A 21,962-nucleotide genomic window follows, 5' to 3' on the forward strand; every position below is an offset into this window, starting at 1 on the left:
CATGACCGGACCGACGATCACCATCGACCTGCGCCGTATAGAACAGAATGCGCGCGTACTGGTCGAGGCGTCCAGACAGCACAGCATATCGGTGGCCGGTGTCAGCAAATCGACGTGCGGGTCCCCCAAAGTGGCGCGCGCCATGGTCCGCGGCGGCGTTGCCCAGATCGCAGACTCGCGCCTGGACAATCTCGCGCGGATTCGGCGCGACGGAATCACAGTTCCCTTGATGCTCATCCGTGCACCATCACTGAGCGAAATCGACGACACCGTGCGCTACGCCGACATCAGTCTCAATTCCGAACTGGCGACAATCGACGCGCTCGGTCGCGCAGCTCATGCCCGCGGGCTGGTCCACGACATCGTGCTGATGATCGACCTCGGCGACCTCCGCGAAGGGATTCTGCCCGCCGAAGCCTTCGATGTCGTCTCGCAGATCCTCCCCATCGACGGAATCCGACTGATCGGAATCGGCGCGAACCTGGCCTGTGTCGGCGGCATTCAGCCCACCGTCGACAACCTGTCCAATCTTGTGTACATCTCCGAGGAGATAAAGAAGCGGTTCAAGATCGAGCTGCCCATAGTCTCCGGCGGCAACACATTCTCACTGCCACTCCTGGAAACCGGCGCAATGCCGGCGGGAATCAACCACCTCAGGTTGGGGGCCAGCATCGTACTGGCCGAATCTCCCACTCCCCCCGGGCTGTACGAGCTACTCAACAAAGACGCGTTCACCCTGACTGCCGACATCATCGAAGCCAAGATCAAACCGTCTCGGCCCTATGGCGTTTCGGGTGAAGACGCTTTCGGCCGACGGCCGGTCTTCGATCACGAGGACACCCCCAGCCGACGCCTCATCCTTTCCATCGGCCGGGAAGACATCTCCCCCGAAGGCCTGACGCCGGTCGATCCGCGCCTGAGCGTCATCAGCGCCAGTAGCGATCACCTGCTTGTCGATGCCGGGGAGACGGGCGACGAATACCGCCTGGGCGGGAGCGTGGATTTCACGATCGACTACGGCGCACTACTGATGGCGATGACGTCGCCGTACGTCGAAAAGCGTTATGTCCTGGGCACAGAATCTGTTGCTGCAAACGCAACTCTGGCCCTACACGACCTCGGACGTGACGGATTGTCCCGACATCTTCTAGAACACGGTTTGCGCGACGACGTGAGCGGGATCGGCTACACGTGCACCGAAAGCGCAACCATCGCAGCTGGATCCACAACATTGCCGCTGTGGTTGTCACCCGACGCCTGGCAGAACACTCGAATTCCGATCGGCACCGACGCTGGAACCGACTTGGGTGCAATCGTATTCGCAGCACACGGTGACATCGAGCAGCTGCTGCAACTGGCTGCCGATGGACACGGGCCGAGCCTGGAAAACACTGTGCTGGTCGGGGTCAAGAACGCCACCATCAGCCACAAGCGTGCACTCGACGAATACGGAGTGCTACTGGTGACTATCGACGAAATCGACCGCCACGGTATGGCTACCTTGATGCCGCGCGTGATCGCAGCGGCGGGTCAAGGTGTCAACGGAGTGCACGTGCACTTCGACATGGACATCATCGACGGCCGCGTATTGGGCGTCGACGACATGCAGCATCAAGGTGGGCTGACCTTCCGCGAAGCGCACCTGGCGGCCGAACTCATCAGTGAAACGGGATTGACCCGGTCCATCTCCATCGGCAGCACTGCAGATGAAGATTCAGATGTGAACGGCCGCCAGGCACGGTTCGTCAACGGACTCCTTGCATCCCTGCTCGGGCGCAAAGTGGTGAAGCAGTAGAACTCTCGATCAGTTGGTGGCAAACCCGGGCAGTCGCTCGATGTCCTCGATGATCGAGAACTCGGACGCGTCGCCCTTGATGATGCGACTGGACTCTCCACGGACGTCGACGGGTACATCGCCCGCCAACGTCACGCGGTGAACGCTGCGCGCTTGGCTTCCGTAGTCGGAGACGCCGTAGTGCTGGGTCGCCTGGTTGTCCCAGATCGCCAGATCACCGGGAGCCCAGGACCAGCGAACAGTGTTTTCCAACTTGATGATTCGAGCCTGCAGCAGCTGGTAGAGAGCTACCGACTCCGACGGCTTGAGTCCGACAAACTCCTTGACGAAGTGACCCAGAAGCAGAGTCTTCTCCCCCGTCACCGGGTGAATGCGGACCACCGGATGCTCCGTCTCGTAGATCTCCCGCGTGAATTCACCGTAGTTGGTCACGCGCTGAGAGTTACCCTGCTGCACCTTGTCCACGATCTCTCCGTAGTCGTAGGCATTGGTATGAACGGCACGCAGGTTCTCGACCAGAACCTTGAGTGAGTGCGGCAGCTGGTTGTATGCAGCGGTGGTGGACGCCCAGGTGGTGGCTCCGCCGTACTCGGGAATGGTGGTGGGACGCAGGATCGACGCCTTCGGGATGCGGTCGATGAACGTGACGTCGGTGTGCCAACTGCTGGCGGCGCCGTCGAGTACCAACAGCTTGTTGTCCTTGGACGTGAGCGTGGGGTGCGTGGTGGTCTGGGTGCCGATGGTTCCGGCAAATTCGTACTGCGACACGTCGTCGAGGTGCTGCTGGCCGCGGAAGAACACAACCTTGTGCGCCGCCAGAGCATATCGAATTGCGTAGGCCGTCTCTTCGGAAAGATCACCGGAGAGGTGAACTCCGTCGATCCGGGCTCCGATCAGCTCTCCGACCTTGTGGACGGTGATGCCGCCGGCTGCGTAAATCGCTTCGGAGGTGAGGGTTACGCGCTCGAGTTCACTGATGGACATGAAATTCTCCTGGGAATCTAAAGTGAAAGAAGTTGGTGTCGAACGTGCAGATGGGTCAAACCGCAACAGTCAGGTCGGGCTCCGCAAGTGCACGTTCCCGTCCTTCGCGCTGACGCAGCGGATCCGGAATCGGAACCGCCGCAACCAATTGCCGGGTGTAGTCCTGACGCGGTGAGCGAAATACTTCTGCAGCGGGGCCCTCTTCGATCAATTCCCCGCTGCGAAGTACTGCTACCCGATCGGCTACCTGATGGACAACGGCCAGATCGTGGCTGATGAACAGGCATGCGAAGTTGTATTCCTCTCGTAGATCGGCAAAGAGCGACAAAACATCAGCTTGAACGGACACATCCAGCGCGCTGGTCGGCTCGTCCGCCACCAAAAGTCGTGGCCCGAGCGCTAATGCGCGGGCGAGTGCAACCCGCTGGCGTTGTCCACCGGAGAGCTCCCCCGGCGCTCGATGAGCAAAAGACCGTGGCAGACGGACTGATTCGAGCAACTCTCCCACCCTGTTCCGGAGCAGAGCACCGGTTGCAAAGCGATGAACCTCGAGGGGCTCTCCGAGGCTCTGCCCCACCGAACGTCGCGGATCGAGCGATGCCGCCGGGTCCTGGTGGATGAGAGCAATGCCCTTACGCAGACCTCGCAGATTGGTTGCCGAGATCGTCCCCAGATCCGTGCCGTCGAAGCTCACACTGCCACTGCTCGCCCGGATAACCCCGAGGGCTGATCGACCGAGAGTTGTTTTTCCCGAACCTGATTCGCCGACCAAACCGACGACCTCACCCGGGCGCACACTCAGACTCACACCGTCGACAGCCCGAAACTCCTTATTACCCAGCCTCGACGGGTAAACGATGGACACGTCATCGAACCGCAGGATCGGCGACGCAAGCGCACCGTCCAACTTCTCGACAAGAGCAACAGACGGCCTTACCTGCCCAGCCTCCGGCAACCGAGGCACAGCGGCCAACAGAGCCTTCGTATACGGCTCACTCGGCGCCTCGAAGAGATCGAAGACCGACTGCTCCTCCACCACCTGCCCCGACTTCAACACAAGCACGCGGTCCGCGATGTCCGCCACGACGCCCATGTTGTGGGTGATGAGCAGAATTGCAGTTCCGGATCGATCGCGCAAATCTCGCAACAGTTCCAGAATCTCAGCCTGCACCGTCACGTCGAGAGCTGTGGTGGGCTCGTCGGCAATGAGGAGGTCCGGTGAACCCGACAGCGCCAGAGCAATGACTACACGTTGCTTCTGGCCACCCGAAAGTTGATGCGGGTACCAGTCGACTCGCCGCTCCGGATCCGGAATCTCGACCATCGCCAACAGCTCGATTGCCCGGGAACGTGCTGCAGCCCTTGAAATTTTGCCGTGGGCCCGGAGCACCTGGGCGATCTGCCACCCCACCTTCTGAACCGGATTGAGTGCAGTCTGTGGTTCTTGGAAGACCATCGCAGCCTTGATACCTCGTACCTGATTCAACGTTGCCTCGTCGGCTCCGAGTACCTCCTGACCATCGAGTTCGATCGACCCACTCGCCTGCGCACCGTCCGGAAGCAGTCCGAGAACCGCCCGCGCGGTCAGCGATTTTCCGGAACCGGTCTCGCCAACCAATGCGAGGATTTCTCCTTGTCTCACTTCGAGATTCACCTGATCTACGACGGTGGTCGATGGGCGTCGGGAATCATCGGCGCCGAACGTGATCACCAGGTCCTTGATGGAGAGGACCGCTTGTTTCACTGCTGTTTTCATCGCTCGTCCTTTCAAAGTAGTGGAGTCAGATCCGGCGGGCCCGGCCGAGAGACTGGGCAATCAGAAGGAAGCTCAGGACCAACGCAGACACGATCACCAGCGGTCCGACTGCGTAAGCCGGATTGGCATCAAGATTGGGGATAGCGCCGGCGATGATGGATCCCAACGACGGGTCCGGCGGACGAACCCCGATGCCCAGGAAACTCATCGCACTTTCCGCAAATACAGCGACGGACATCGAGAGCGCAATCTGTACACCCAAAGGTTCGATAGCGTTGGGCAACACATGCTTACGGAGCACCCACCATCGACCCGCGCCGATAACCTCGGCGGATTCCACGAACGGCAACTCCCGCACCTTGAGAACCGTCGTGCGCACCAGACGCCCGAACAACGGTATTTCCGCAGCCACGATCACGGCAATGACCGGGCCGACCCCGGGGCCGGTGATCGCGACCAACGTAATCGCCAGAATCAACAGGGGGAAAGCAAGAATCACGTCGAAGATGCGCTGGGCGATGACGTCGGCAACGGGATTGATACTCGACACCAGGCCTGCCAGTGAGCCGATAATCGCGCCCAACGGCACCGCGACCAGCACAATCACGAGGTTGATCCGGATGCCGTAGAGCGAACGAGTGAAGACGTCACGGTTCACCTGATCAGTCCCGAACCAGTGCTGGGCACTGGCGCCCAACAGATTTGCGCCCTCGATCTGCTCGTTGGGCCCGTAGTGCGTCAGCAGTGGTGCTGCAATTCCCGCCGCCGCGATGACCAGAAGAATCAAGACTCCGGCCAAACCCTGACCGTGTGTCAGAGCCGTAAGAATGGGCCGCGATCGACGAACCTCGAGGTCGACGGGATGATCGACAACAGTCATGATTGGCCTCCGATTCGGATCCGTGGGTCAAGGTAGGCGTGGACGATGTCCGTCACAAGCTGAATCAAGACGAAGATCGTGACCGACAGCAGGAGAAGCACCTGCACAACCGGGTAGTCACGTCGGCCAATTCCCTGTTCGATCAACTGACCGATTCCCGGCCAGGCAAAGATTGCTTCCACCAGAACTGCACCGCCGAGGAGGTGGCCGGTCTGGATTCCGAGCACAGTAAGCATGGTCGGCAGCGCGTTACGTAACGCACTGCGCGTGACCAGGTTCCATCGAGACACACCAGCAGCCTGGGCCGTGATCACGTACTGCTGCGCCATCTCGGTACGCAGGGCTTCCGAGAGAAATCTGGTCAGGGCGGCCGCGACCGGAAGTGCCAAGCACAATGACGGCAGCACCAAGTATTGGAGCGTGATGTCGGGATGAGCAAGGTACCCGCCCGGCGGAACGCCGCCGGACGGCAGCACCGGAATCACTACGGCAAAGACGAGGACCAGCAGAACACCGGTCACAAAATTGGGCAATGCCACCGACAGAGTGTTGAGAACGTTCACCACCGATGTGAGCCACTTCTTCGGCCACACCACCACCGCCACGCTCAGGATCAGACTGAGCACCACAGCCACCAGCAATGCGCTGCCGGCAAGAACTGCCGTATTGCCCAAACCTGCCAACACCAGATCTGAAATCTGGCCACCAAGGACAAACGAGCGCCCCAGATCGAGGGTCAGCACGTCGCCGATCCACGAAATATACTGCGCCGGAATCGACTTGTCGAGACCGAGTGAATGACGAATGGCCGTAATTGCTTCGGGCGTTGCATCCGGGCCGGCCAGCGCCAGCGCAGGATCACCAGGAACGAGTCGCATCACCGAAAAGATCAGAAGTGACGCAAGAAAAAGAACCACCACGGCCGACGGTATTCGGCCGGCAACATAGCGAATCATCTTCTCCCCTAAGCCAGGAAAGTGTTGGCGAACTGCGGCTGACGGCCCTTTGTCCACGCAAGATCACGAACGGTGGACGCCGCTGATACCTGCGGGACCACCACGCCGATCTCGATCAGGAACAACTCGTCGAGTAGTTGCGTTCCCAGATCGGCGTACAACTTCTTTGCTGCGTCACTCGAACCGTCCGGCACCTGCCACGCCGCCTCGGCCGCAGCAGAGTACGCCGGCGAACTGAACTTGGACGCATTGTGAGCGGCATTGAAAGGATAGGCGCTCACCGTCAATGTCGACGGAACATACTGGGCAAACGTGTGATTGGTCAACCACAGACCCTTGAACTCGGCACCGATCAGCTGCTTGAAGAAGACGGTTGCCTCGACGGGATCCAACTCGACGGTGATTCCAGCCTCGGCAAGATTGGCCTGAACGATCTGCGCTGCCGCCTCGAAATCCGGGCTTGCGCCGGTATAGGTCAATGAAATCGTCGGCAGCGCTCCGACCTCACTCACCAACCCGCGGGCCTTCGCAACGTCACGGGTATACGTCGAGTTCTTGGCAGCGTCGTACGCCGGTGACGATTTCGGCCACGGCAGATTTACGGCGTAGCCCGTGTCGCGATAGACCTCCGTCATGATTCGGTCTCGATCGATCGCATAGGCCAAAGCTTTTCGCGTCCGGATGTCGGTCAACCCGTCGGCGGTCACGTTGGCACCGAGATAGATCTGCAACTCAGCCCCGTCGATCGACGTCGTTTCGAAGCCACCGGTCTTGGCCAACGTCTGCGAGTCCCGGAAGGTCAACGACGCCGGAGAAACCAGCGCGACCTGGCCGGATTTCAGCGAAGTCAGACGCGCTTGCGAATCGGGAACGATGCGCGCTTCCACCCGGTCGAGGTATGGCCGCTCAACAATCCAGTAGTTCGGGTTGCGTTCGAACGAGATTGCACTGTTCGGAGTCCGTGACACGAAGACGAACGGTCCTGTGCCGATGAAAGATTCACCGGTTATTGCCTTGTCAAACGTCTGGGAGTCGAAAATGGGTGCCAGGTCCAGCAAGTCGAAGATATTGCCGGTTCGATGCGCGAGGGTGATCACCAGGGTGTGTGGGTCCGAGGAATCGAACCCGGTGATAGCGGCGGCGGTACTTCTGAGCTGGGCGGAGAACTTGGGATCGGCGTAGGTGCGAAGCGAAAACTCCGCGTCGGCCGCGGTGAACGGTCGGCCACTGTGGAACTTGACGTCGTCACGTAGATTCAGCGTCAGAGTAAGACCGTCATCGGAAAGCTTCCAGTCCTTGGCCAGAACAGGTTGGGGCACTACGGAATCGAGCGGATACCGAGTCAACGTCTCGTACACGAGGCCTGAAAGTGTGACACCCGCCGCGGTGGTGCTGGTCAGCAATGCCGATGGGCTGATGTCGTCCGGGATTGCCAGCGTCAGTGTGCCGCCGCGAACCGGATTCGCGGATTCTCCTGCCCCGGAACGCTGTTCACCAACCGCCGAAGAGCACGCAGCGAGTGAACCACTACCGAAGATTGCAAGGGCAGCGATGGCACTGCCACGGAAAAAGGCACGGCGGTCGAGGCCGGCCGTCGAAAGAGACGAGTTCACGACAGTTATGGTCCTTCGTACGAGGGTCCGCAGCAGCGCACTCAGGGTGCGGGCATGCGAAACGAAATGTGTATCGTCCTGGCGGCCTCGAACACCCCGGTTCTCAAGGGGAAGTGAGGGCTACACCAGCCGGTGTGGCACTGAAGAAATCAGCGCAGACATCGCAGAGGGACGGACACGGTAAACCTTCCGGTCAGATTCAAGGCACCTGCCTTGATAGACACACTTAATCATTTCCCCCGATGCCGAGGACAGAGTTGAACTCACCGTGATCTGAACTCGTGAGTCTGCCTACCGCTCAACGGGACAGCACCGCCGGTACCGCAAACCATCGCGATAGCGTCCGAGAAACCCGACGTCGATACCGAGGAGACACCATGCAGCCCGAAAGCCCGGCCGAGCAGATCCGAACCACCCTCGCGCGGATCGCACACCTCGCTGACACCGGAACCGTCGAGGACTACGTCGAACAGTTCACTCACCAGGCCGAGTGGACGATGCCCGCCAACCCGGACCGCGGATTGCCCACACAGGTACGGCGCGGCCGCGAAGAAATAGCCGCCGGCGTGCGTGAGCGTCGTAGTGCCGGCATTCAGGGTCCGGGCACGTTCACCCGCCACGTCACCACCGCTATCGCCGTCGATGTCACCTCGGAGACAACGGCGCGCGCCGAGGCTGTGTGGACGTTCTACATCGATACCGCTACTGCACCTCGTCTGAGCGGCGTCGGGAGTTACGCCGACGAGTTCGAACGCGAGGACGGACACTGGCGACTGTCGAAGCGAGTCATCGCACGGGGCTGACGGTCAGTCCTCCTCACCGGTGATCATCTCGCACCAGTCTTCGACCTGATCGATCCCTTCGTCAGCCCACTCCGGGCTGTTGTCCTCCAGGGTGTCGAATACATTTTCGCAGGTCAGAGCATTCGGTAGGCTTCCCCCATTTTCAGGTTCCGAGACTTCTGCCGACGCCGGAGTTACGGGGCCGACAACCAGCGCTACTGCCACCGCTCCTGTCCCGACCAGGCTTTTCACACGCATGATGACGCTCCTCCACACTTGCCGAGGTTCTCGGAGTACCCGGAGCCAGTCGCGTTATTCACCTCGATCGCGCGTTTACGACTCTTGACGCCAGTGATTGCACTCGACTGACCAGCATCGCCGCGGATGTCCGGAGGTCGCGCCCGGCGCGTACTCCGCCCCGAACTTCGGTGTCCGCGGCACGCATGACGTCGTCGATGACTGACGTCAACCCCTGCCAGTCCACCTGTTCCAGCGCCACTCCTGCCGACGCGAACTGAGGAAGATCGGGCAACGGTGGCAACTGCGGCGACGCTACAGCGTCGAAACCTCCGTCGAGCCAGCTGAATTCCGCGCCCTCCACAACTCTGTCCGACAGGATCGTCGAATCGAGTCCGGTCATCGCCTTTTCGACGCCACCAAGTTCGGGAACTTCCACAAAACGCACGGTCGGCGGATCGAACGCGTACACAACGTCACTCAACCGCTCGGTGGTGCCGTGGCGATTCGACGCTGTCAACCGGAACTGTCCCGACTGTTTGAGCATGAGCCGATGTTTCGACTCGCTGATATCGAGCTTGTGCACCTCGCCCCACGGAGTTTCGAGCACAAGCTCTCGATATCCTGCAGCGTGCCAGGTGAATTCGATGTACTGATTGCGCAGACCATGTCCGGGAACTGCGCCGAACATGCCGATGGACGGTGGTGTCGTCAGTGACATGATCTGGCTGTAGAAGTACTCGTACCAGTCCAGTGCACTCGGGCGAAGTTCACTGGTACCGCCGAGTCCGTTCTCGAACAACACAATTCCGTCGTGATCGATTCGCCCCGACAGCGCAGCCAGCACCGTGCTCCGGTCACCGTCGACTCCCAGAATATCGCGGAACATCACCGCCAACTTGTATCGGTCCGTGCCGATATCCTGAACCGACTGCCCCCGAACAGATTCGGGTGGCCTCATACCCGGAGCGTGAATGTCCGGGACACTGCTTCTCGAAGTGCCGCTCGACGTGCATTCCGACGCAAGCAGAACAACATCAATCGGATCGCTACTCCACACCACCCGGAGTGGGCCGATGTCGCCGAACACGACATCACGAGAATGCAGGAAGTGAACGGCGCGAGCAATCTGAGCACAGTAGGTCATTCGCGAGACGATGTCCTCAGGTTCGACAACAAGCGAAGCCTCGACGGCGCGCGCGTGGGCGGGGCGGTTGAGCCAGTCCAGAGTTCTGGCCACCTTCGCCTGCCCTGAATGTGGAGTGTGAAGACTTTCTTCGAATCGCGAGGGGAGAATACCGGTGATGTAACCCACTGCAGCACCGTGGGATTCAACAATTTCGAGCGGCCACAGAAACATCGAGTCGAGGGTGCGTCGATCCTTGTCGGACAGTCGCCGACGAAACTTGATCAACTCCCGGATGTTCTCCTCCGACCCGGAACGGCCAGGGACGAAGTCGCGGTACAGACAGCGGAAACCTCGACCGACACCCTTGGGTGCCTTGATCTCGGAAACCGGGAAGCCCTCCGGCACTTCAAGGGTCCGCAGGATGGACAGATCGGCCAGTTCGATACTCATGACGCCAACTTCCGACAGAGACCTTCAACGACCTCAGGAGACCACATACCCCAGTCCTCTCATTGCCGCACTCAGGGCTGTACTCTCGATCAATTCCGCACACGTTTCCGCCGGACCCCCAACGGCGGCACGTACTAGCCCCCGACAGATCTCGACAAATAGTTCCGGCGACAACGACGGATCGGCCACTGTTCGACGCGTCCGCGAAACCTGGCTGTGGTGCACTGAGAAAAGGGAATCGAGCGCATCCTCCCCCACCAACCACACCAGCAGTGGAGCCTGCGAATCTACTTCCAGACTCTCCAGGTTCTGCGTGATCGCTGCACCCGTACCGACCACAATCGACAGCACTCGGGTGGCCGGAATTCCGTCGTACATCTGTCCATGCCGATAGTCGGCACGACTGTCGAAATACACAGCGCCGCCCCGTCCACCGGTAGCGGCAACCTCCAGCAGATCCACCAGAATCGGCCGACGGGCAAACTCGTCGTTCATCCATTTCGTCAGTGGCACAATATATTCAAGTTCCGAAGGGCTGATGAGTCCGCCCAGCGCAACACGAATGTCGATCCTCACCCGAAAGATCGGTTCAATCTCGAGGCCGGCAGTCACGGCTGCATCGTGTCCGGCCGCGGCAGATGCGACGCCTGATCAGCAGCCCAGTTCGTCTCGGACATCCAGTGCGGCAGCGGCCCGGCTGCATGCGCTGTGCCCGCCACGGGGTTCTGCGGGTAGCTGCCTCCGACGTAGGCGGCCGTTACCGTCTCACGCTCGGGGGATGCCGCCGGCTTGTCGAGCACCACACGGCTCGACGGCGCCGCCGCCTGAGCAAACGTATCTGCTTCTCGCTGCCTCGACCGCTCGGGCTGCGTGTCACTTGCCGGACGCACCTGCCCAGCCCCGACCAGTCCGCGCTCCCATTCACGAAGACGCTCCGAAGACACCCGCTTGGCGTGACGGCTCCACTGTTCGAGCGCCTCGTCGACAACTTCGGCCTGATGCGCCACAACGGTTTCGTTGACCTTGAGGACTGTTTCCTGCTGTTTGCTGATCCGATCCTGTTCGGCCTCGAACTCAGCATCTCGTCGAAGTTCACTCACGCGCTTGCGGGTATCGATAACCTCGGTCGCGTCGCGTTTTTCTTCCTCTTCAAACGCTTCGACCAATTCGTCGTAGGCCGTTCGCGTGCCCGCATTGGACATCACCTTGAACAGAACGGGCAGAAGTTCGACAAGCATGAAAAGGATCGAGACCGCCATATGTGCCATACCGGCGGTGCCGTCGCTACCCGACAGATCGTTGAGAGCCTTGAGCCTGGCAATGATTCCGGTGTTGGCCTGTTCGAGGGCGTACGAGCCGTTCTGCGCACTGTCGACCTGTGAACGCAGCGTCTCGACGGTCTTCTCGACAATCGGCAGATCGTTCTCTGCATCGGCGACGGCCCTCTTGCTCTCCTCGAGGAGTACTCCCTTGAGGCGCTCGATGACAGCGGCCTTCTCACCTTCCTTGACTGCTATCTGGTCGAGAGTGCCCTGCCACAACTTTTCGGCATCGTCTGCAAGCCTCTTCTTTTCGACACACAACGCTGCACATCCCGCCACACCGGTGCCGGCCGAACCCTCTTCTTCCTGAAGGGCCCGCGTGCGCGTAGCATCGTAATCCGCCTTCTGCTTGGCGGCAGTCACCTCGAGCTTGTCGATCTCCGCTTGAACCAGGCCAACCTCCGGATTGACAGCCGGATCCGCGGTAGGTCCGGCATTGATCAGCGCACGCATTTGGGCCAGCTCGGCTTCGGCTTCGGTCAGATCCGAACTCAACGTCGAATCCTTGAGTCCCGTACGCAACTCTTCCTGCGACGTAAGGATGTTGCGGTTGAGCTGAGTTTCGATTTCACTCTCGAACACCTTGAGCATCAACGGCGTCGAGATGACAAAGCCGATGACGATGGCCAGGACAACTCGGGGCAACGCCAGCATCAGACTGCGGCCGATACGCTTTTCGCCGGAGAGTCCGATCACCAACAACCTGTCGAGGTTGAGAATCGCCAGGCCCCACACCAAACCGCCTGCAATAGCAGTCCATCCGGTCGCAATGCCGGTTATCGACAGCGCATAGGCAGCCGAAATCGTGGCAAATCCCGCCGTCGTCAACAACACCGCACCCATCGCGGTCTGCTTCGCTACCGAGCCCGGAAGTTTCTCCAGGACGTCGACGCGAGAGCCCGCCAAGCGCGCAAGAAAATACTTTTTCATATCGATCCATTTCAAGTCTACGAGAAGAGATATCGAGGGCTATGTATTCGACTGACCGAATCTGGCCAATGTGAGGGGAAAAAGAATGTAAATCATCGTGAGGGACAACAACATCGGCAAGGCCGTCGACATCTGCCACATCCGCGCGTACCCGACAAACGAGTAGCACGAATCGGCGACTACCGGTCCGGTGAACGACTGAATGGTCTGACAGGGACCGTATGACGGCCACGTCGGGGTGGAACCGTAAATTGCCTGCGGTGTTGTCGCGCCCTGCCAACCGTCGGTCATCTCCGCCATGACCGACGGAGCGGCCATCGCCGTGAGGTCGCCTCGAAAGAACACTTGCACGGCCGGCACCGAAAGCAGTGCTGCAACAACGACTATCAGTACGTACGCAGTGACCTGATACCGGCGACCAGGTGCCGCACCCGGACTGATACTTCCCAGCCTGGATCGGATCCGGCGGTGTAGTTTTTGCACAGTGAACGGCGCGATCACTGCAACGACATATCCGAGCGGCCTCCAGAGAATCGACCCCAGGGCGATCGCCGAGAGCACAGGCATCATCGTCACCACCAGCAACGACGCAGAGTACGGATCGGTCAGCAGTCCTCGTAGATCGGCGGTGCGGCGGGAAGCAAGTTCAATCACCCGTGGCCGTCCACGACAACGCCATATGACGTCGCGAGTTCCGCGAGACCTCCGTCGTAGCCCTGCCACACCGATCGCACTCGCCAGCGGCCGGCCCTCATGTAGAACTCACCGACGATCATCGCCTGTTCCGTGGTGCCGTGCACGCACGCCGAGTCGACGATCGGAACTTCGTTGTCCGTCAGCACCATTCGTAGCGGATTCAATTGACTGAACGAACCGCTACCGGTGATGACGACCCCCAGTGCCACGCGGTGATACCGCGGGGCGAGGGCACCGAAATCGATGTCTACACGTTGAGTGTCGGGCGCTAGCGTGGCAAGTTTGACCGCTCCACCGCCGCCCACCGGCGTGTTGTAGAAGACAAAATCCTGGTCGCCGTTGACTTTTCGATTCTCGTCGAGGAGAAAAGCAACGAGGTCGACGTCCAAAAAGTTCGATGGTGGCTGTGTCCAGGAGACCGAGCATCCCCAGCGCAGAGAGTCCGGCGATAAATCGACCGCTTCACCCATGACAATCGTGCGGAGCTCCGGTTGCACCCCAACCAGATTGGGCGCAGGTTGGGGTGCTGGAACCATTTCCGGCAACCTGATCAATGGTTCCGGTGTGTGCAATATCGGCTCGGGAGCAGGCCCGGCGGTCAATCGATCCCGCCACGCAACCGCTGCGTCACGACCTAAACCGCCGGCAACTGCGCCGACCGCGAGGTTGAGCATCTCGGTCTGTTCGACCAACGCCCACGGTGAGTGCGCCCGGATAACCTCGGCTGCGCTTCCCATCGACTCATGCATCTCCGGCGATGACGCTACGGCCATTGCCAAGGGCCACAACCGATGCACTCTTACACTCGCAAATTTCTTGTCGATGGATTCCTGAAGGTCGAGCGCGGCGTGGGCCGTCTCCGAATCGACTAGTACGGCCTCGGCCAGAAGTGAAGCCTGTGTCACGGTCACGGATGTCCCGCGCTCGGTTTGATGCGGATCGACCGACATCTCACCCAAGCTGCAGTTGTCGTCCTCCCCGATCACTACGGCGCCGGATCCGGCCCAGAGAGCCAGACTCGACACGGGAACCGTGATCAGATGTCTGTCAGTGCCCACCTGAGCCGGATCCACGGCGTGCTGCCAACGGAATTCGTCCGCGGAACTGGGTGCGCCGAGCATCGATACGGCGCCACTCCACAGCCGTCCGACCGGCAAGTCCCGCACGCCGAGAACAACAACCGGACCGCCGGTCAGCGACGCCTCGACCGCGTCGAGCAGCAGACTCAGTACACCCGTTCGCCACGTACCGGGTTCGAGGAGAAAGTCGAGGATCTCCGCGCGCGTTACCGCACTCAGGCTCGGATCCGATTGAGTCATGACGTCACTGCCAGTGCCACACGCTGCGGGTTGCGAGCACCCAACGGACAGGATCGAGGCAACGGAATGGTGTGATTCCACTGGCGTGCAAGCGATCTCCGACGGGAGATTCACCCAATGCCGACACGGCGAAGTAGCGGTTGGTCAACGGACGGCCGGTGTGCGGCTGATCCACCGACATCACCATCGGCGTGGCGTCCAGCTTCTTGAGCAAGCTGCGCACTTCTTGATTGAGAAGCTGGCCGTCGCCGTCATGATACGGCGCCGACCGCAAGCTGAAGTCCCGCGAGAACGCCGCTCCCGGATTGGACATGATCCGGCTCCAGTCGCTTCCTTCGACGCTCTGAAGCGCCTGCAGTGCATCAAATTTGGAAAGAATGATGGCCAGGTTCGGGGTACCCAAGCCGATGATGCCCAGAACCGTGCGCAATACGGTTCGGGGATCGCCGCCAACCCGCTCCTGAGTGGGCACCAGATCGTGCAGTTGGTTGGTCACCGATTCGACCTTCAGCGGATCGAACATGAACAGCACACCGTCCGCGTGCGCGAAGAACTGTAGCCACGGAGCTCGTGCGTTGTCCGGATTCTCGAGGTCCTCGCCGGCAACGTCGCGAATCACGAGAATCTGCGACACAGCGTTCCAATGGCCGAGACTGAAAATCAGTGGCTCTCGCTGATACGGATTTCCGGTGTGCGCGGCCGGGGTGGCTTCGAGGATTCCCCGAGCCTCGTACAACGGCGCCTCGTAATGATCGCGATACGTGGCTTCGGTAGTGCTGTCGAATGGTTCGACGACGGCATTGAAGCTCTCACCGAGCAATTGCAACTGCTTGATCAGCACCGCAATGTAGACGGTCTTACCCGTTGCGCGGGCGCCCGCCATGGCGATGCAGGTGACCTGTGCGTTGCGCCAGCCGTCAACGAGCACGTAGTGGCACGTGGGGCAGACTTCGCGGACGGGTCCGCCGAGCTCGAGTTCGGCGTATTGCGGCGGCGGTGCCCAGCTCGCATGAGCGTCTACCGGCCGACGCAACTCGATGATCTTGCGCGAGAGCACCTGACCGCCGTGATACGAGCTGGCGACCGGATCTACCTCGGTTGTCGTACCGGACACCTGGGTCCAGGCAAAATGGTCAGCAGTCAAGCTGACGAAGCAGCGTGGGCATTTGCTCACGGTAAACCACCGGTGGTCGAATCGGACATAACAGGAGACAATAGCTGGGAAACGATCCGGGACAGTCCACCCGGATCAGTGATGAGCGTCGCAACCGTGCCTGGCGCGATCACAGTGCAGTACGCCCCGGCGGGAACCGTCCCCGGTAACGCATCGGACAACACCACCAGATGCCGGATCGCCGATGAGTCAGCCGTTGCCGCAGCAAAGTCCGCCGGTACGGCGTCGGTGATCGTGTAGACGATTCGCCGCGACTGCTCGGCAGGCGGCAGAACGCGCGTGGCCTGGAAGCCGACACCGAGCAGCGCCGAATCCAGGTGCCCCTGAAGCACCGGCAGGAGATCGCGCAGGGCGCATTCAGGCATGGGGTGCGTCTGCGAGCCAAGCACGGACACCACCGGTGTCCCATCGCCGAGCACTGTAGACACACCGGCCAGCAGGTCTGCGACGGTAGCAACACTGGAATCATCGAAACGACGCATCATCGACATGGAACTGTCGACGTCGATACTCACCGCATATCGCTCCGCATCGCGCAGCCGGTCGGTACGCAGAATTCCGCGTGCACTTGAGCGGGCCAGCGAAGCCAATTCGCCCAGAGCAACATCGACTTCAGTTCTCCGCGCGGCAATTTCGAGCGAATCAGTACCCAGCGTGACGGTGGCCAGATCGGCGCGATGCAAACCGGAAACATCCATCGGCCGAAGCTCGGCGCGATCGGGGTCGTGATCATTCTGGCTGTCGACACCGATCGTCACCCGCAGGACAGTTCCCTGAGGAAACGCAACAAGCCCATTACCAGGACGGGCCGAAATTGTGATGACGTCGGCCACGCGAGGAAGAATCATCAGCCCCGGTCGAGGATGCACAGCACCAGTTGATTGGCCGGATTCCGCAGTGGCCGAAAGTTCGACGCCCACTCCACCCGCATCAGCACTGACGGCCAACGGCCGGCGCGGAAGTTCTACTCTCCCAGATCCATCGAGCACATATGCGGGCATCAGCCTCGGTCCTTTCCGAACTTACGAGCAAATATTCCTTGCGAAGGAGCCTGTTTCGGCCTCTCCGTGACCAAATAGTCGAACCATTGCCACGCATGAGGCCGGTATCTGTCGACGTCCACCGACTGGCCGACAGACTCCCGACGTCGCGCTTCATCACGAAACATATCGACGATGGGCGACGGTCCGTTGCGGTCGAATCCATACAGATCGGCCAGCGACTCACGTGCCAGGGACTCCAGGAGTCCGTTTCCGTTCTTGGTTCCGAGTCCGAGACTCGTCAGGAGATCCGGAGTTGGGCGTTCCGTCTCGGGAGCGCCATCGGTCAAGAGCATCACTGTTGCCAGCAGCCACTCCCGATCGATGATGCGTGACCCAATCAGCTCGGCAATATTGTCGCTGACATAGTTGCTCGAACCCAGAATCGACGGCCTCAAACCGGCGATCTGAGCTTCGCCAACAAACGGCACAAAGGGCGCACCGTGTCGGTCGCGAGCCCATCGGGATGTGAAGAGCAGAACCGCGAGCCTGCCGCGGATATCGTTGGACAGTTCGGCAATCTCGGCTGCGTTCATGTGGCAGTAGTCGATGAGGGCGGGTCGCATCAGCCCTACCCGATACTGCAGTTCTCCGGAACCCTGCTCTGCCCATCGATCGATGAATCGCACCTGCGCCCAGGCCAATGCGGTTTCATCGCCCCGCCGATTCGGCGGGGTGATGACCGTATCCAGTCGTTGAGCCTCCACGTCCGTACACAACAGATGTGCTGCTGCCGTCGCGAGTTCGCCTGATCTCGGATTCAGATTATGCGACACCATGATCCGCTGAAGGAACCGTGGCGCAATCACTCCGGGAAATTGTGCGGCCAAGTTCACGAGATCTTCGGCAAGAAGATGGGGAGAACTGAGCAATCTGCTCGCCGGTGAGGGCACAAACCCACCGTTGTAGACCTCCCACAGAACGCGCCACAAGGATTGCGGCACATACGTTCCCCAACCGTCCGCGCCGTGATCAGTCGGCCCGGAAAGTTTCCGGAGCACCAAATCCGACGCCAATGCCACGGCAGACTCGGCGACGACCTCCGGGTGCACGTCGATTCGCCCATCCGTGGGCAGATCGTCGAACTGCAGCATCCACTCGATCACATCACCTGGTACGCGAGCGCCCAATGGTCGGGTTGCGAAGTACCCCGCGCCTTTTCCATCCGTGACGCATCCCCGAAGCAATCCCCGAAGCGGGGCATCGATCGCGCCGACACCCTCGATAAAGGACGAGGCAACCGCTTCATCGAACAACAGGGGCACCACTGCCCACTCGACCAGACTCTGCACGACAGTGACGATGACATCATCGGTCACTCCGGCGAACATGATCACATCAGCAAACCGAAGGATTTCCGTTTCAATAAGGAACCGCTTGTCAGACTGCACACGCGGATTCTTGACACTGAGCCGGTTGAAGAAGTCCTCTGCCGTCGCCTCCACCATGGCCAAGAGCCCGCGCGATGGCTGAAATTCGAAGCGCCCCAATTCATCACGAAAGTTGTACGGCCCACTCGACCAACCCGGGACGCGCCGAACGAACTCGAGAAACCGAAGCCAGCGTTCTTCGGACTGCTCGGGAGTGTCGCTGGGGAGCGCAAGAATGTCATGCATTACCTGGGATGGTTCCCGGCGCTGCACCGACTCCGGAGCATACGTCGAAGCAGGCGCGTAGCCATCCGGCCAACCCGGTACCGGCTTCGCGGTAGATGACGATGCAGCATGCGGAGCCGGTATGGCCGACGGCAAAGGCGCGGGCGATGCCTGGAACCGCACTGCCGGCAACAGCGGCGGGACATGATTGATTACTCTCATCGCTTCGGTGTGCGCGTCACGGAAATCATCATCGACCCGCACGAGTGTCGCCAAGGGCCAAGCTGTTTCGGCACCACGCACCGGGTCTGAATCGGCAATCGCATCCAGGTCCCCCAACGCCTCGACTGCGGTGTCCGGATCCAGGAGCACTGCCTGCGCCAAAGCTGACCACTCCGTGACTGTGACCGCGACCCCCGCTGCGGTGAGGTGCGCCTCGACGCCCAGTTCGCCCGGTGACAAGCTCTCGATTTCGCTGATTACAACGAAACGATCTGGCAGTTCCAAGCTTTCGATATCTTCGACCGGAACGCACACGACATGCACGTTCAACTCGTCGAGGTCTTCGGCACTCGGCCGCCGCTCGAAGGTGGAGAAGTAGAAGTGCGTCGACGCGGCGGCCGACATCAGCGCACTCAGGGCACCGATCCACATCGCGCCCCGGTCCGGATTCTCAACCCCGAGAACGACTGTGCCCCCGTTATGCATCGCATGATGCACTGCATCGAGCAGGACACACAGCACACCGATCCGCCACACGTCAGGGTCGAGAATGAACTCCACCACTGCCCGTAGATCCACTACTGTGCCCGAACGAAACTCCGCGGCCGCAGCAAGCCCAGCTCGAAGCACCTGTTCGGCACCGAATGGAATCAACCAGTCACTGGAGTGCCACAACGAAATCGGCCTTCGGCGCGGAGGCAGTTCCGGATTTCGGTCGACGAGGACGTGGACGAACACGTTGCCGGGGCGTCCCGATGCGTCCGAACCTGCCGGTACTGAATGCCAGTACGCAACATCACCGTCGTAGAGGGGTCCGTAATGCAGACGCCGCGGCCTCGACTCGATCTGCTCCTGAGTCGGAAAGGCCGGGGGCACAACAACTGTCTCGAGCCGGGTGTTGATGCCGGCGCGCACTGCATCCTGCTCGGTCTCGTCCAGCTCGCCGGCAACGTCTTTGACCTGCCAGCCGCCCAGCACCTGACCGCGGCCGGTTGTCGGACGATCAAACGATGTGTACGTCAACTGCCCGTACCGAGGGGTGCCGGCAAGCGCGAACGCTTCAGCACCGACTAGGTTTTCACTACTCATCCTGCCTGCCCAGCTGACGCGCCTCTGCCGTCGACCCAGAGCTTCTCGACGGCCGGGTCGATGAGGGCAAAGGTACTCCGATGGCTCGGGTGCAGGTCTGCGAACAGCCGGATATAGCCGTAGAGGCCGCGCACGTCAGCACTCCACGTCGCTCCCCGATCAGCACGACTGAGCTGGTTGGGCTGGAACTGCTTCGAACGTCCATTGCCGTCCGCTCCGGCAGCCCACACATCGACGGCTGTACCGTCCATGGAACTCAACGGCAATCGATTTGCGTTGTACACCAACATAAACGGCGGCGATCCGTGCGTATCACGTTCCGGAGCGAGCGTGATGTCGACGGTGGAACCGGAATTGGGACCGACAATGTCGTACTGAACCCGCAACAGTCCGGGATAGTCGACGACGGTCGGTGCGCCGAGCACCTTGGCGCCGGCCGTGTACGACACGGGAACCACATGCACCGAGCATCCGATCGCGGGCAGCTGCGTGGGGAAATGCAGGCCGCCGTCCCGCTCGTAGCGGTTCCGCGAGATCTCGTGCCCGGCCGGCTGAGCCAGCGCACTTTCCGAATCCATATCGCGGGTACTGACATACACCTCGATGGCAGCCGCACCTTCGGGCCAGGCGAACGTCAAGAGTTGCTCGGCGCAGCGCTCCACCAAACGCAAATGCCGGACCGCTCCGAGTGGTCGCGTGGCCGATACCGTCTTCCCGACCTGAACACTGTTGTCGAGAGTTGTCACCGGCGTGAAGTAGGCGCGCGTCCATCCGCGTGGCCAGGACACTTCGGCCATCACACAATTCCCGGTCTGAGCACCCTTGATCGGATGGATCAGACGCGCATCGGTCGGCAGGCCGCCGGACGCTTCGAGAGCGCCTTCTGCCAAGACCGATTCTTCGATGCCTGGCTTCGGGCCACTTTCGGTGCGGTAGATGACAACCTTGCCCACCGGTGGACTGCTCCAACGCAAGTCGAAGCGAGGTTCCTCGGCGTCACCGTAGGTCTCGACCGCGAGATCGAGTACCGGCGAAAGAATCACCGAAACCTGTACGACCTCCTCGACCGGCGGAGACAGTTCGGTACCGCTGTCTACGGGCACTTCACAGATAGCTCGATACAGATAGCGCTGACCGCGCTCGGCTGTCGAGTCCACGAATCCACCGAGGTTGTCGTCGTCGGGATGGAGCCGAACCTGACCACCCGTTCCGGGACCGCCCGCCAGTGCCATCCGCATGACGCGGACAACTTTCACACCGGGCCAGGTGTCCCAGCGCCCGATGACCGTACCTTCGTCTTCTGAAATCGCCAGATCCACGACGGGACTGATGATCTGAGCGGTGCCGATCAGGGTCGGCTGTTCCGATGCCGCATCGGCGATTGTCCGTCCGACGTGGCACCACACCTGAACGAACCGCACTGCCGAACTCGGCGGACGCAAATCCGTCAGCGAGACGTCCGTCGTAGCACCGAGCAGTTCACCGGCTTCCGGCTTGTAGGCGCGGTTTTCCTCGTTGGAGACAACCCGGTAGATGACAACCTGGCCGCTGCCGGCCGGATGCGGTTCCCATTCGAAGCGATATCCACCCTGAGACTTCTTCGCTGCCAGCTTGATTCCGTTGTCGACATCGATGGAGTAGTCGAATTCACAGAAATCGTCGGAACTCAGTTCGAGTAGATTTGCGACGACCGGCGTCTGCGCCGCGACTGGTGCCACTGTGACCGGTTCGGTAGTGGGCGCACTGCTCGGTGCGGCAGAGCCGGAGCTGTTGTTGTCGAGTCCGGCAAGGACATTCGCGATGTGTCCAGCCATGGGCTTGGCTGTGCGCGGAAGCATCGATTCAATTTCGGTGCTTGTCCGTCGGTTGGAACGCGCGATCTGCGTGAGATGCGCATCCTTGATTACGCCGATCTGCAGTTGATCGGCCGCAATCGCTCCCGATCGCCATTGCAGAAGTGCGTCGAGTACCTGTCCGCTCATCGCTCAAGCCT

Annotated in this window: 17 protein-coding genes; 2 read left to right on the forward strand and 15 right to left on the reverse strand. The window is 60.7% G+C overall.

Translation table 11 applies throughout. The annotated features are described in order from the left end of the window. Window position 1: 1 nt before the first annotated feature. A complete protein-coding gene (locus BDB13_RS24900; protein ID WP_094274155.1) occupies window positions 2–1,795 on the forward strand; it encodes an alanine racemase in 1,794 nt (597 codons plus the stop codon). Between the two features lie 9 nt (window positions 1,796–1,804). On the opposite strand, the gene BDB13_RS24905 is transcribed toward BDB13_RS24900, so the two are convergent. The 5 genes from BDB13_RS24905 to BDB13_RS24925 are packed head-to-tail and all read right to left on the reverse strand — an operon-like array spanning window position 1,805 to window position 7,984. Next, entirely contained in the window at window positions 1,805–2,779 is a 975-nt protein-coding gene (locus tag BDB13_RS24905; RefSeq protein WP_094274156.1) for a TauD/TfdA dioxygenase family protein, read from the reverse strand. 55 nt (window positions 2,780–2,834) lie between these two features. Next, complete coding sequence (locus BDB13_RS24910) at window positions 2,835–4,535, reverse strand: dipeptide ABC transporter ATP-binding protein (RefSeq protein WP_094274157.1); 1,701 nt, start codon at window positions 4,533–4,535, stop codon at window positions 2,835–2,837. A gap of 25 nt (window positions 4,536–4,560) precedes the next feature. Further along, window positions 4,561–5,415, reverse strand: a complete 855-nt coding sequence (locus tag BDB13_RS24915; protein WP_094274158.1) for an ABC transporter permease — start codon at window positions 5,413–5,415, stop codon at window positions 4,561–4,563. Then, window positions 5,412–6,371, reverse strand: coding sequence for an ABC transporter permease (locus BDB13_RS24920; protein ID WP_094274159.1), 960 nt, complete (start codon window positions 6,369–6,371; stop codon window positions 5,412–5,414). The genes BDB13_RS24915 and BDB13_RS24920 overlap by 4 nt, the downstream gene beginning before the upstream one ends. A gap of 8 nt (window positions 6,372–6,379) precedes the next feature. Further along, window positions 6,380–7,984, reverse strand: coding sequence for an ABC transporter substrate-binding protein (locus BDB13_RS24925; protein ID WP_094274160.1), 1,605 nt, complete (start codon window positions 7,982–7,984; stop codon window positions 6,380–6,382). Window positions 7,985–8,361: 377 nt separating this feature from the next. Here BDB13_RS24925 and BDB13_RS24930 point away from each other — a divergent pair, with 377 nt between their 5' ends. After that, a complete protein-coding gene (locus BDB13_RS24930; RefSeq protein WP_094274161.1) occupies window positions 8,362–8,787 on the forward strand; it encodes a nuclear transport factor 2 family protein in 426 nt (141 codons plus the stop codon). A gap of 3 nt (window positions 8,788–8,790) precedes the next feature. On the opposite strand, the gene BDB13_RS24935 is transcribed toward BDB13_RS24930, so the two are convergent. The 10 genes from BDB13_RS24935 to BDB13_RS24980 are packed head-to-tail and all read right to left on the reverse strand — an operon-like array spanning window position 8,791 to window position 21,951. Further along, window positions 8,791–9,024 carry a hypothetical protein gene (locus tag BDB13_RS24935; protein ID WP_094274162.1) on the reverse strand — a complete coding sequence of 78 codons (234 nt, stop codon included), beginning with the start codon at window positions 9,022–9,024 and terminating at the stop codon, window positions 8,791–8,793. Between the two features lie 58 nt (window positions 9,025–9,082). Next, entirely contained in the window at window positions 9,083–10,582 is a 1,500-nt protein-coding gene (locus tag BDB13_RS24940; RefSeq protein ID WP_094274163.1) for a hypothetical protein, read from the reverse strand. Window positions 10,583–10,615: 33 nt separating this feature from the next. Then, window positions 10,616–11,194, reverse strand: coding sequence for a hypothetical protein (locus tag BDB13_RS24945; protein ID WP_094274164.1), 579 nt, complete (start codon window positions 11,192–11,194; stop codon window positions 10,616–10,618). After that, window positions 11,191–12,834, reverse strand: a complete 1,644-nt coding sequence (locus BDB13_RS24950; RefSeq protein ID WP_094274165.1) for a DUF4407 domain-containing protein — start codon at window positions 12,832–12,834, stop codon at window positions 11,191–11,193. Before BDB13_RS24950 ends, BDB13_RS24945 begins: the two co-directional genes overlap by 4 nt. Before the next feature lie 39 nt (window positions 12,835–12,873). Further along, entirely contained in the window at window positions 12,874–13,488 is a 615-nt protein-coding gene (locus BDB13_RS24955; protein ID WP_094274166.1) for a hypothetical protein, read from the reverse strand. After that, window positions 13,485–14,849 (reverse strand): TerD family protein, encoded by a 1,365-nt coding sequence (locus BDB13_RS24960; protein ID WP_094274167.1) that lies wholly within the window; start codon window positions 14,847–14,849, stop codon window positions 13,485–13,487. The genes BDB13_RS24955 and BDB13_RS24960 overlap by 4 nt, the downstream gene beginning before the upstream one ends. 4 nt (window positions 14,850–14,853) lie before the next feature. Next, window positions 14,854–16,023, reverse strand: coding sequence for a TRAFAC clade GTPase domain-containing protein (locus BDB13_RS24965; RefSeq protein ID WP_094274168.1), 1,170 nt, complete (start codon window positions 16,021–16,023; stop codon window positions 14,854–14,856). Further along, window positions 16,020–17,024 (reverse strand): hypothetical protein, encoded by a 1,005-nt coding sequence (locus tag BDB13_RS24970; RefSeq protein WP_094274169.1) that lies wholly within the window; start codon window positions 17,022–17,024, stop codon window positions 16,020–16,022. Before BDB13_RS24970 ends, BDB13_RS24965 begins: the two co-directional genes overlap by 4 nt. Then, window positions 17,024–19,969, reverse strand: coding sequence for a GAP1-N2 domain-containing protein (locus BDB13_RS24975; RefSeq protein ID WP_094274170.1), 2,946 nt, complete (start codon window positions 19,967–19,969; stop codon window positions 17,024–17,026). The genes BDB13_RS24970 and BDB13_RS24975 overlap by 1 nt, the downstream gene beginning before the upstream one ends. After that, window positions 19,966–21,951 carry a hypothetical protein gene (locus tag BDB13_RS24980; RefSeq protein WP_094274171.1) on the reverse strand — a complete coding sequence of 662 codons (1,986 nt, stop codon included), beginning with the start codon at window positions 21,949–21,951 and terminating at the stop codon, window positions 19,966–19,968. Before BDB13_RS24980 ends, BDB13_RS24975 begins: the two co-directional genes overlap by 4 nt. Window positions 21,952–21,962 lie beyond the last annotated feature (11 nt).

Origin of the sequence: Rhodococcus sp. OK302 (genome assembly GCF_002245895.1) — a bacterium.
In the GTDB taxonomy this organism is placed as follows: Bacteria; Actinomycetota; Actinomycetes; order Mycobacteriales; family Mycobacteriaceae; genus Rhodococcus_F.